The following is a 12,870-nucleotide window of genomic DNA, read 5'->3' as shown; positions in this document are numbered from 1 at the left end:
TCAATGGATAACTACAAATTATCGAATACACGGCAGCTAAATCAGATGTTTTATGTTTGGCTTTTTTGACAAAAAATTCATTTTACAGTACTGTGATAGGAAAAAAAAGGAGTATTAACAATGAATTTACAGGATAGAGCAAAAGAGTATTTAGAATATTGTACCTACAGAAAAGAACTGGACGCCAAAACAGTAAAAGCGTACCGTATTGATCTGAAGCAATATTTTTCGTTTGTGTGCTGTGATGAGCCTGAAAAAGAAACAATTGAGAGATATATTACGAATCTGCATAAAAAATACAAGCAGAAAACAGTGAAAAGAAAAATTGCCTCGGTAAAAGCCTTTTATAGTTACCTGGAAGAAGAGGAAATGTTAGACCAGAATCCTTTTCGAAAAATAAAAGTTAAATTTAAAGAGACAATAGTTCTTCCTCGAATTATCCCCAGAGAAGAGATCGAGCAGCTTCTCAATTATATGTATACTTACTTGAAAGACCTTTCTGGCTCTGGGTATAAATACGGTTTGCGTGATGCGGCGGTTGTAGAGCTGTTTTTTGCCACCGGCGCGAGAGTATACGAGATTTCAAATATCCGAAATGAGAGCATAAATTTGAATTCTGGACTGATAAGAATTATGGGGAAAGGAGGAAAAGAGAGATATATTCAAATCAGTAATGATGCAGTTTTGGAAATTCTGCGGAAATATTATGTAGAAAATGAAAAGGAAATAAAAAAGAGTGGGTATTTTTTTGTGAATAAAAGAGGCAACAGATACACAGAACAATCTATTCGCCTTATGCTGAGAAAATACACGAAAAAGGCCGGAATTGAAACAAAGATTACACCCCATATGTTCCGGCATTCATTCGCTACATATTTGATTGAAGAAGGTGTTGATGTAAGTTGTGTACAGCAGATTTTGGGACACTCATCAATAAAAACGACCCAGATATATATTCATATAGCCGCCAAAAAACAAGCGGATATTTTACGAGAACTGCATCCAAGGAATAATATGAAAATTGTGAATGTTGCGTGAGAAATACATCGAAAATATAAAAATTCTCTGACCAGCTGAAAAGGTGGTCTTGTTGTCGTATGTTAATATTCGATATGACTTAGCCGAGGGCAGAATAAAGAATCTGATAGTGCAGATTGCTAAAAGTCTAAATCATGGGATTTCTTTGTCATACGAGAGTAGTAGACCTTAAAATTTCCCTATAGGTTTATATAGAACGAAGTTTATATTAGTAGAAAAATGAATCAATATTTGTTATAATCGAAAATAAGATAATTAGCAATTATCCATTATTAAAAGATTTCGTGCATTAAAAGGATGAAAGATAACATGAGTTTTGCAACAGACAATTGGGAAGAGTTTGAAAAACTTTCAATCAGCATATTAGAGACATATTTACCAGCAGATTCTGAAATCAGTTATTCTATCACACATACTCCCAATCGCAAGGATGGTGGTTATGATGGACTTATTATAATCGCTTCAGGTAATGAGAACATAGATCAATGTAAAATATTATCAGAATCAAAGCTCCGCGAACTGTCAAATAAAGATCTGCCTATGTCCGACTTTTCCAAAACATTGATTATAGCAATCAATTTAATGGCGCAGAAAATATACATCTTTACAAACCTGCATTATTCCACTGAAACCCAGAAACGAATACATAAATTTTCCAGTTTTTCAAATATACAAGTAGAGCTTGTTGATATCTTTGAGGTATCCGACAGAGTAAAAGAATTGTATAAAACTTTGAAGGATACATATTCACCCACTTTTTTGAAAAAATTAATAGATTCTGTAAGTACTCATCCGGCCTCCAAACGAGTATCATTTGAGAAAAAAGTACACATTACTTCATTAAGCAAACTTATTGGATCTGATAGAAACAATCAGCTGGATCAGTGCTATAAGGCTATTTCCGGGGAAAAGGGTATTGTCATTATAAAAGGTTGCTCAGGCTGTGGAAAGTCCTTTTTTATTGAGCATTTGCTAAATAAAATGTATAGAGAAGGTTCAATTCCTTATCATAAAATTAATATGGAAGAATTTTCTACCGTGCAGGCATTTCTGCTAAAAATTCTTTCATCTATTTGGAATATTGATACTTTGGATATTACGAATTTTTCTGAGCAGGATATAAATGAAATAACGGATTATTTATCTGAAGAAGAATTAAGCATCCGTTCAAGAACCTCCTTGTTAAATATTCTGAAACCGAAATCTGTGCCAAATGAAACGCAGCAGGATATCTTACAGTTTTACTTTTTTGAATATTTATATCGCATATATGTGCCTATATTAAGGAGAAAAAAACAGGTTATATATTTTGATAATCTGGATTACGCTTCTGGTTCAGCTTTTCAAATTTTAAACAAATTTATAAAAAAATTTGAAAAGGAAAATATTTTACTTTTACTTGAAATTAGAACCGATATTAAGAAATGTGAAGATTTTCTGTCGCATCTTATGAGAGACGTTCCTGTTATATATATAACAGAAATCAAGGAATTCGATTCCGTAGAATTAAGCCAGTATTTTGAATATAAGTATAAAAATGAATTTTCCTATGAGGAAGAAAAGGCTTTGAAGAAAATTCTACCGAGAACTCCTTTGCTCATTGATACTGTTACAGAACTATTCAGACATGATTTGGGAATGAGAGGCTCTTTATACACTCTGGATATGCCAAGATTATATAAAAATCAGAAATATCTTCAAAGTATTTCCCTCGAATATGTCAAAAAAATAATAGTAGAATCCGAAATAGAGGTTCAGAATCTGGCTTGCATGATTGGCTTGATGGAGGGAAAGCTTCCCGAATCCGATTTAAAGATTATATGTAATAATTATTCTGTAAAGGAAGGTCTGATCCGTACGAAGTTATTTCAATTTCAAAATGGTAACATCCAGATCAGACATATGTTCTATTTAGGTCCTTTACAGCAAATGGCTTTTCTTTCCTCGTACAGGCAGCATGAAATTTATACAATGCTTTTTGATAAAATTGAATTATTATCTGTTGACAAATTTTGTAAAACTATAAAAAAAATCCAATTGGCAATTTTCCTGGAAAATAGGCAATACCTGGGAGAAAAATGGAAAGAAGTTATCTCGAATCTATTGTTTCAGGAAGATTATGTACTTGCTCAATCTTTATTAAAAGATGTATATAATTTAATGGAAAATGATTTTTCCGTTTCAGAATTATTTGACATTTTTCTAATGTCATCTTACTGTTGCCTAAAATTATGTGATTTCCATAGTGATTTGCTGCAAACTTGGTTTCGTGAATTACATAACCTTTCTTTAATTGCTGAAATTTCTCCTGAACAAATGAAATGGTATTATTTGCTACAGGCAAAATATTACCTGGCTGTGGGGCAGTATCAGGCACTTATAAGGCAGACGGACGAACTGAGAACAATAGAACCCCAATTACGCCACATCCGCGCCATTGGCATAAAACATCAATATGGAATGAGCTGCTGTATTCTTAGTCTTAAACGGGGAATAAAAAGGTTCCCGGAAAATATGCTTCTGAAATACAGCTATTACGATCACCTATTAGCAATCAGTATCAATAGGGGAAACTTCAAAAAAGCTAAAGCAAACATAGATATTTTAAAAACATATAAAGAAGCTTTATCCTTGGAAGATCAAATTCACCTGGAATTTAATGAATTAACGGTTCTATTTTATTCCAAAGAAATGACAGATATCAGGCAATTATTAGATCTGTGCGGAAAGGCTTATCAGAATAACCTATATGTTGAATTAAGCCGGTCTTATAATTTACTAGGGCAATTTTTCTGGGCAAAAAAAGAATGGGAAAAAGCTATCGAGGCATTTAATGAAGCTGCCGGTTTACAGGATCGTACAGAGCATCAAACCTACCGCTGGATAGCAAAAACAAATCTGGCACTGATCAATCTGGAATTAAAAAATAAATCTGAAGCCGTTATGCATGCCAGAGAAATCATCTTGGGATATTATAGCTCCAAACAAGATAAGTTTAAACATATTTTTGCAGCTGATAATAAAACAGCATATACGGACTTCTTTACTGATAAAGAAATTGTTTCCATTTTGCTCATGCTGAGGATCCTATATAAAAATGATCAAACTGAATATACCAAGATAATCGAAAAGGTAACGCAGACAGATATTGGAGTTTTGCCAAAAGAATTCGAATACTTTATCTCTCATTCTTTAGTTTCAGAATTGAAAAAGACTTATTACTATGTGGATGGAAATTTTATGATCAAATGTTAAGGGACTGTCCTGTTATTTCATATTAATAACAGGACAGTTTCAAAAAAACCATCATAAAAATTCGAAATAGAGGATAATTCTATCTTGCACTTTTTATGTAATATCTTATTCTCAATATATTGCTCTATCAATAAAACGCCAATCCATAACAGAACAGTATTATCTATTAATTGAAGTTTCTGCGAATTCAGAGGTTCTAATATGCTATCCCCATAATACTCCATATAGGTATAAGCCTCATCAATACCTGTTTCTCCAAAATAAATGTCACAACTTGGAAGAAGGAAAGTCTGCACATTGGACTGTACAATATGGTTCAATATGCTTTTTCCATAATTCATCCCATATTTGGACGGGATCTGGGTGCGAATATGTGTAATTTTGTTAAATATGCTCTTTGTGCAGTTAACCTCAGAAGCATTAAATATGGGGTGATTTTCCATCGCAGTATTTAATTCTTTTACAAGAGCCTGTATTGTATAATATTTATGTTGAAATTGAAATTTACTGTTTGTTTCTGATAAATCAGTCTCATCGTACGATGTCTCCGTATACGGTTCCCTAAGCTTTTTCAGCAATAAGGGCATCTCTTTTAGACTTTCGTCATTGGTTAATACTCTTCCAGCAGGCATAATATAAGAAAACAGCACATCAGAACGTTCGGTAATTGGTAAAAATCCTGTAAGGGAGGAAGAAAAAACCGCAGCGTCATAAAGAGACATAAGCGGAATAACCTGCTTAGGATCATATGTATTCCATTCCTGTTTATAGTTAAAACGATTATAATACTGTTTGATTACTTTACAAGGTGTTTTCCATAAATAACTTTGGTTATTTTCCATAGGAACAATAGAAGCTTCTTCTATATAAAATTCAGTACTAATATCTGAAATATCATTTTTTATATCGTTGTAAGGAAATGCATCTATCAGATTAGGATACTGTGGCTGCATTTTTTTATAAAATAAATTACCTTTATAGGTGTATTGGCTTGTTCCAAAACCAAAATATAAATCAGATATTTTTCGGAAATAATCCCAATTCCGGTTTATTTTTCTGAAAAGACTTTTGGAATTGATCCCAAGCATATTTGACAAATACGGATTGGTTATAAACAATTCCAAATATCGGGATAGTTTCTGGAAATCTCCATACTCCACATGAAAACCATTATACCAATCCTGTACATAATTGTTTCCAAAGCCAGAATAAGTCGCTATAACTGGCTTTCCTGAAGACATTGCTTCCAGAATCACTCTTCCTCCAGGCTCAAAAGCAGAGTGCATAATCAATACACTGCATTTGAGTAACACGTTAGAAATTCCTGCATCAGATAAGAATCCCCACCAATATATTTTGTGCTGCTGTTCATATGTTTCAAGATCTGGTACATATTCTTTTATTATTCTGCGATACTTACTGATATCTTCAGCAGTACCGCCAATAAACCACATGGGAGGTGTCAGATTCAGGTATTTCTTATACAGAATTTCCCAGGCGAGAATTATTTCTTTAACCCCCTTCTGATCGACGATTCTTCCTATATAGCAGAACGCTCCATTTATCCACCACTCAGTGCCCTGTAAATCCATTGCATTGTAATTAACAGAGCGCGTTTGTCCCAGATTTCCTGAGGGAAGGTGCGACGGATGCAAAAAACAGTCTGCAACAGTTCTGCCTACAACAATAATTTTATGTGGTTCAATATGATATTCTTTTACCAACAACTCATATTCCGACTCTGCAATTGAAAGAATACAATCTACTTTTGGCAAAAAAAACTGTTCGCTTTCATATTGATGGGAAGAAACAGGGGGAAACCCATTTCTTTTTCGTTCACAGGAAGTACTGATTACAGAATGAATCTGTATTAAATGATGATCACTGCATAATTGACTGGCTAACAAGCCGGATATCCAATAGGTAGAATGTACCAGTGCTATTGGCTGTTCTATATTTTCATAAATATTTTTTATAGTTTTATATAAAAAATCCTTGTTATTGTATAGCAAGTCCTGATTTTCCAACCATTGTTTCTTTATAGGGATTTCATATATGGTAATGTTTGAACATAAATGGTTTGCAGTTAGTTCTTTCAATGAACAGTTGGTTGTAATCACGGTTAATTCCAACTGTGGAGTATCCTTAAAATGATTTATTATTTCCGATACCGTCCTTTGATGACCACCAAGATTCAATTCAAATGGATTTCCAAGTAAACATAACAACAAAATATGTCTTGTCATAGTTTTGCCTCAAATAAGAAAAGCGTAGCTGGTTATGTGGAATAATTGATAATTGCTAATTATCCATTATTAAACTAAGTATGGAAAATTATGATTTGTAATACATATAAGGAACGAATATCTAGTAGCACGGCGCTGGACAACAAAGAAGAGAAGGAGGATACCATATGGCACTACTAATTAATGTGCACGGGCTAGCCTGTTCGTATTGAGAAGCTATATTTATCAGAACATCAATAACCAAAGTAATTTAGATACAGATGTTGACAATTCAAGGCAAATATTATAAAATATAATTACATAATATTAATAAATATTATAAAATATTAAGAAAGAGAGCCTTGATGTGGAAACTAAAGATTTAATTTGTTCTATTAACAATTTTGAAGCCAATATCGTTTTCGATAAAAATAGAAGCTATAGAGAGTTTGCAAATGGACAATCACCTTTCTTTTTTACACCAGTAGAAAAAGGCGAACGCAAAAGATACGAAAAATCAGAAAATAAAAATGAATTTACAAGTACAACAGCGGCAATACATATCATGGATTCTTCTGTTGAAGAAATTGAGAAATTGTTTAAGCAGGATGACTCTGGTATTTATGAGTACACATGTAAAATGATCCGGCCTTATTGCAAAGGTGTAGTTGATATAAAAATTGGTCTTGTTTTATTCCAATTTTTACATGAAGTTGGACATTGGAATCAATTTATGTCATTGGATAAAAATGTAGCTGCTTATACAACTTGGAATTACGAACAAGAAAAAAACAACTATGAAAAAATGCGAGCTTTGAAAGACTCTGTTTTACAACGTCAGGCAAGGGAAAAGGACAATCGTTTAAGCGCAGAAGAGCGGATGCTATTTCGTCAGTATACAGAGGAATATAGAAATATTCCTAAAGAAAAAGAGGCAGATGAATTTGCATTGAGTTACTTAAAAGAAACTATAGACAAGTACAGGGAAGTTTGTCGGAATAAAAACAGCAATAGTACTATTAAAAGGCGTAACCCTGCAATAGGAAGTAATTGTTAAGCAGACTAAAGAGAGGAAGCAAAAGAATGCATTCTCTTTTTGGCGGAAAGAGGGATATTTATAAGGAAAAGTACATATTTTGCTGCGTATGTTTATAGTAAATAACGCTTCAAAATATTGAATTTAGTATTGACAGTTTAGGAAAAAAGATATTTAATAATATTAGATTATATTAGAAATTATTAAAATATGGAGGGTAACTATGAGAAGATTAACTATAAAACACAGTGCAATCGCATATATTTTGAACCGTGAAATGGGATATACACAAAATGCAATCGCAAAGCTTATGGGTGTATCTCAAGGAACTGTTTCAAATATGATTAAGGAATTTGAGCTCCAAACCAAAATTAGAAACTTACAAAAAGATCTGGATGACGCAAGGGCTATCATTGAAAAGCAAAACCTTTTGCCACAGAATGAGGACTATTTTTGCTAATAAGGAAGCCGCAGAAAGGTAGTAGATTATGATTAAGAGCTTTATTTTTGAAAATTTTAAAAGCTTTGAAAAGGCAGAATTAAACCTAGAGGCATTGACAAGTTTGATCGGAACAAATTCTTCCGGGAAAAGCAATGCCATTGAGGGAATCCATATTTTAGCTGATACTGCGACGGGATTGGAGTTAGGTACAATTCTTGATGGTACCCGTAATATGGACAGTCACATTCGTGGAGGAAGTAAATCCTGTTGTCGGTTTAAAACTTCGGCTTTTAAACTGGGCTGTCTGATTGATTTGGATGAAAAATATGATTTATATTATTATATCAAGATCAGTACCAATAAAAAAGTCTGGGTTGAGGAAGAAGCTTTATATAAAGTTGTGAATGGAAAAACAGAACTTGCTGGTGGGGAAAAAATATTTAAGACAAAGCTTCGGTCCAAGGAAAGTGGTGATATCCAGGCGGAATATAATGATAAAAAGGCTGGCAGAAATCCAGACATTCTTTGTATGCGGGTTTCTTCTGTTTTGGCACAGCTTAGGACAAAGCTTCCTCAGAACACGTATCGAGATAGAGAGTGCTTTGGCTATATTGAGCTGGTTCTGGAAAATTTAAAGAAAATATTTATATTAAATCCAGTCCCTTCTGATATGAGAGATTATGTGCGGATAACAGACACTGATTTAAAAGAAAATTGTGAAAATATTTCTGCAGTATTACGCCATTTGTGTGAAGACAGTGAGAAAAAGAAAGAACTTTTAAAGATAGTAAGTGATCTACCAGAAAATGAAATCAAGGACATTGGATTCATCACCACACAGCTTGATGATGTTATTTTTGCACTCAGAGAAAAATATATTAATTCGTCAGAATTATTTGATGCAAAAAAATTGTCAGATGGAACTTTGAGATGCATAGCTATTGTGGCAGCCATTTTAACAATTCCTGAGGGCAGCACTCTTGTAATTGAAGAAATTGATAATGGAATACATGCAAGCAGAGTGCAGGCATTAATCAAAAATCTGAGTCTGCTTGGGGAGAAAAGAAAGATAGACATTATATTGACAACGCATAATCCAGTACTATTAAATGGATATAAAAAACAACAGTTATTAGGTGTCTCTGTTGTCTATCGTGAAAATGAGAAGGGAACCAGCAAATTTATTCCATTTGTAGATATTAAAAATTATCCGCAAGTATTTGTACGCGGTGGTCTTGGGGAAGCCATGCTGGACGAGTCCTTATTGAATTTAATTAAATGTCCCAGTGAGAAAAAGGATTATTCCTGGATGGAGGATTTTTAAATGAATATTCGTTTTATTGACACATCCATAGTAATGAATCTTTTGAGAATTCCACATATGTGCCAGGAATATGAAAGTGTAAAAAAGGAATTTAATGAGGCTATAGAACAAAACGAAACATTAATTTTACCGCTGGCTACAATCATTGAAAGCGGAAATCATATTTCGCATATTGCAGATGGGAATATAAGAAGAGAAAAAGCGGTAAAATTTCAGGAATTTTTGCGTAAAACAGCAAAGGAGGAAGCTCCATGGGAATTGTATGGAGTAGGTTTTACAAAAGAAGACTTACTTATAATAGCGGATCAATTTCCCGATTGTGCGCAAAAAATGGAGATGGGAATCGGTGATATGAGTATTATTCGCTTTTATGAAAAATACAAGAATGAAGTGCCTGCGGTTGGTCGGATTATGATCTGGAGTAAGGATAAGCACCTAAGCTGTTACCAGGATAATTTGTCAATTTCACGCAGACGGGAGAAATAGCAGTGGTGAAAAATACCCTTTTTTGACAAAAAAAATATTTTACAATACTGTGGTATGAAATAGGAAAAGGGGTATTAAAAATGAATTTACAGAATAGAGTGGAGCAATATTTAGAATCTTCCGTATGTCATCCTAATGGTCTTTCTGCTTTCGCTCCTTTGTGCATGGCTCTACGCACGGTATATCACTCGGCCTATTGTGCGGCTGAGCAAGATTTCAAAGCAAATGGCGGAACTGGATTTTTCCGGTCAATGTAGTACAGGACGAGAAGATGAATTAGGTTGCTTGGCGCAAAATCTAAATTCATTATCTGCTTCGCTATCCACTGCATTGAACGACCTTCAAGCTGCCAACCAACAGCTCAAAACAGATATTGAAAAGGAACAGGAGTTAGAAAGACAGCGGGTAGATTTTTTCTCGGCAGCCTCCCATGAACTGAAAACACCACTAACCATTTTGAAAGGACATTTGGCGGGGATGCTGAACGGAGTCAGCGGCTATGAAAATCACATAGAGTACATGGAGCGTTCGCTTGCCGTTGTTGATAGGATGGAGAAGTTGGTAAAAGAGTTGTTGTATGTTTCCAAAACGGAAGAAACTCAAAAAACGGAATAAAAAACCGTTGATTTTGCGGAAATACTTCGGGTACAGGTTGCCGCAGTAGCAGATTTATTGGAAGAAAAGAAACAGCACCTTGAAGCAAATATTCCTACCCACCTTTATTGTGTAGTGGAACAATCACAGATGGAATGGGCAATTCAAAATATATTAGTAAACGCAATTCGCTATTCTCCAAGTGGTGAATTGATTCGTATAGCTTTGTCCGAAACACATGGCACAATTCGTGGTGAAATTGAAAACACAGGTGTCCGTGTGCCTGACGATGCTATTCCACATTTGTTTGAAGCCTTCTATCGGGCAGATATATCTCGTAACCGCAATACAGGCGGAACTGGATTAGGACTTTATATTGTTCATAAAATTATGAAAATGCACCATGCAAAGTACGGCATTTCAAATACAAGCAATGGTGTACGGTTTTGGTTTGAATTGCCTTGCAGGCAGCCGATAGACAACTCCATCTAAAATCCATAATCCATGCAAACTATATCCAAGCTGCTTTGTTATATTATAGCTGACCTCAAGAGGGCAGCTATAATTCTTATAAAGCGAGGTCTTATCTATGAAGAACAAAAAAATTTTGGCAATAGGCTTGTGCGGAGCAATCTGTTTAAGCATTGCAGGGGTTACTTATGCAAGCGCATTGGCTTCGGACACACCAAAGGTTTCAACATCCGAAACGGGAAACACATCCAGCGCAGATATTCTCTATCAGGATACAGACGGTGGACAAATCAGCGTTGACGGTAAAAATTGGGTTGCCGAGGCAGATTATGAGAAGAACAATGCGGCACCGGATGTGCAGTGGTGGACAGCCGATGAATACGAAGTGTGGATGAACGAACAGAAAAAAGAAATGGAATCTTTGATTGGAACCGGAGATGGTTGGTATGATGGGCAAGGCGCATTCCATGAATTTACGCAGGAAAGCGTAGATGCTATGATGGTCAGCTATAAAGAAACTCTGGAAAGTATCAAAAAGGGAGTATTGTATTCCAAAGACAACGGTGACGGCGATACCTACTCCATGATTCCGCCTACTGAAGATGTAGTTTCCTCTTATAGTGTTGATGTAACAAAAGATAACGGAAAAACAGTACACATTGGGGATTATTCCACAGTTGAGGAATTAGACAAAGCCATTTCTGATGCAGTTAAGAATGGTCAGCTCACACAAGAAGAAGCGGACTCCGTTCAGCAATAATAACTAAACCATTCTGCTGTACGACAGCAAAAGAAAAAAAGCTGTCGTACAGCAGTTTGTCACATCTATAGACAGATAATGATAAATCACTTTTTTATTAAGATCAAAATCCTATTGACTTAGAAAAAAACAACTTATTATATTAGAACTGCAGCAGGAAATCATTCAGAAAATGGAGGGCTTACGATGAAAAAGGTAAGAACACGGAAAACAGGAATGCAGGAATTAACAATAGCCTGGATGATATTTGCAGTTTTATTTCTTGGAGTCTTTATAAGACCGGTGAATGTCCAGGCTTCTAAAGTGAAACTGAACAAATCGACAGTTACTATCTATCGGGGAGTTTCCACATCGCTGAAGGTATCAGGAAGCAAAAAGAAAGTAAAATGGAGTTCTTCTAAAAAATCAGTTGTTTCAGTTTCTTCTGGTAAAGTGAAGGGAAAAAAAGCCGGAACGGCATACATTTATGCCAAAGTTGGAAAACGAACCTTAAAATGTAAGGTCATTGTCAAAGAACTAGATAAAGCAAAGAGGCTTAGCCTGGCTAAAAAGGAAGCGAAGAAAATTGTAAAAAAATATGTAACTGCAGATTTAAGTACCAAAGAACGGGCATTTGTTCTGTTTCGATATTTAACAGAACACTGCTCCTGGCAGTTAAACCAGTCTTCAGAAGCATACCAGAAAAATTATGGCAATGAAGCCTACGCCGCTCTGGTAATGAAAAAAGCAGCCTGTTCTGGATATGCAAAAGCATACACGCTGCTTTGTGAGGCTGCGAATGTTCCAGTACGGCATGTAAATGCGGGCAGTTGGACACACCAGTGGAATGAAGTAAAGGTAAACAGAAAGTGGATCAAGGTTGATGCATATGGTGGAATCTTTGCAGACACAACCGGAATTCGAAAATCCTTAAGAACTTCAGCTGAGGAGCAGGAACAGCTGGTATTTCATTTTACAATTGCGAGATGATTTCAGATTGAAAATAAAAAGCTGGGGCAGAAATGAAGTATGCCTGTAGATTGCATTTTGATAGCGATAGGAAGTTATATCCTAATGATTAAATTATCTCCTAAATCATATATAATTTAGAAGATAAAAATGGTTTAAGAGATTCGTTATGGAAATTTTGCATCTGATATTGGCTGGCGTATCTATTTGCAACCAAAATGCGACACTATTGCAACATCTCTAATATTGACTTCGGATTCTCTTTATAGTAAAAAGAAGGCACGAAAAAGC

At 34.9% G+C, this 12,870-nt stretch carries 11 protein-coding genes; 10 read left to right on the top strand and 1 reads right to left on the bottom strand.

Features of this window, described 5'->3' with window-relative positions; genetic code table 11:
- Nucleotides 1–120 precede the first annotated feature (120 nt).
- Together PGQ38_RS18160 and PGQ38_RS18155 are read left to right on the top strand one after the other, a co-directional pair.
- A complete protein-coding gene (locus tag PGQ38_RS18160) occupies nt 121–1,038 on the top strand; it encodes a tyrosine-type recombinase/integrase (protein ID WP_148463291.1) in 918 nt (305 codons plus the stop codon).
- A gap of 309 nt (nt 1,039–1,347) precedes the next feature.
- Complete coding sequence (locus PGQ38_RS18155) at nt 1,348–4,293, top strand: hypothetical protein (protein WP_195478015.1); 2,946 nt, start codon at nt 1,348–1,350, stop codon at nt 4,291–4,293.
- Between the two features lie 17 nt (nt 4,294–4,310).
- Here the strand turns inward: PGQ38_RS18155 and PGQ38_RS18150 are convergent, their stop codons facing one another.
- Nucleotides 4,311–6,539, bottom strand: coding sequence for a glycosyltransferase family 4 protein (locus tag PGQ38_RS18150; RefSeq protein ID WP_204453249.1), 2,229 nt, complete (start codon nt 6,537–6,539; stop codon nt 4,311–4,313).
- A 346-nt stretch (nt 6,540–6,885) separates the two neighbouring features.
- Between PGQ38_RS18150 and PGQ38_RS18145 the strand changes: the two genes are divergently transcribed.
- The 8 genes from PGQ38_RS18145 (at nt 6,886) to PGQ38_RS18110 (ending at nt 12,600) form a co-directional block, all read left to right on the top strand.
- Nucleotides 6,886–7,575, top strand: coding sequence for a hypothetical protein (locus tag PGQ38_RS18145; RefSeq protein WP_148463288.1), 690 nt, complete (start codon nt 6,886–6,888; stop codon nt 7,573–7,575).
- A gap of 202 nt (nt 7,576–7,777) precedes the next feature.
- The gene (locus tag PGQ38_RS18140) at nt 7,778–8,014 is read left to right on the top strand and encodes a helix-turn-helix domain-containing protein (protein ID WP_178090653.1); all 237 of its coding nucleotides are present in this window, start codon (nt 7,778–7,780) and stop codon (nt 8,012–8,014) included.
- Nucleotides 8,015–8,042: 28 nt separating this feature from the next.
- Nucleotides 8,043–9,320, top strand: coding sequence for an AAA family ATPase (locus PGQ38_RS18135; RefSeq protein ID WP_204453247.1), 1,278 nt, complete (start codon nt 8,043–8,045; stop codon nt 9,318–9,320).
- The gene (locus PGQ38_RS18130; RefSeq protein WP_173735721.1) at nt 9,321–9,806 is read left to right on the top strand and encodes a hypothetical protein; all 486 of its coding nucleotides are present in this window, start codon (nt 9,321–9,323) and stop codon (nt 9,804–9,806) included.
- Between the two features lie 135 nt (nt 9,807–9,941).
- A complete protein-coding gene (locus PGQ38_RS18125) occupies nt 9,942–10,421 on the top strand; it encodes a histidine kinase dimerization/phospho-acceptor domain-containing protein (protein ID WP_204453245.1) in 480 nt (159 codons plus the stop codon).
- Nucleotides 10,422–10,478: 57 nt separating this feature from the next.
- The gene (locus tag PGQ38_RS18120; protein WP_204453236.1) at nt 10,479–10,892 is read left to right on the top strand and encodes a sensor histidine kinase; all 414 of its coding nucleotides are present in this window, start codon (nt 10,479–10,481) and stop codon (nt 10,890–10,892) included.
- A 97-nt stretch (nt 10,893–10,989) separates the two neighbouring features.
- Nucleotides 10,990–11,631, top strand: coding sequence for a hypothetical protein (locus PGQ38_RS18115; protein WP_173735723.1), 642 nt, complete (start codon nt 10,990–10,992; stop codon nt 11,629–11,631).
- 186 nt (nt 11,632–11,817) lie between these two features.
- Complete coding sequence (locus PGQ38_RS18110) at nt 11,818–12,600, top strand: transglutaminase-like domain-containing protein (protein ID WP_187565877.1); 783 nt, start codon at nt 11,818–11,820, stop codon at nt 12,598–12,600.
- Nucleotides 12,601–12,870: the final 270 nt, after the last annotated feature.

The sequence above is a fragment of the Blautia faecis genome (genome assembly GCF_027662325.1).
GTDB lineage: Bacteria > Bacillota > Clostridia > Lachnospirales > Lachnospiraceae > Blautia_A > Blautia_A faecis.
The sequence above is the reverse complement of the archived record's forward strand: the minus strand, read 5'-3'. Positions and strand labels throughout refer to the sequence as shown.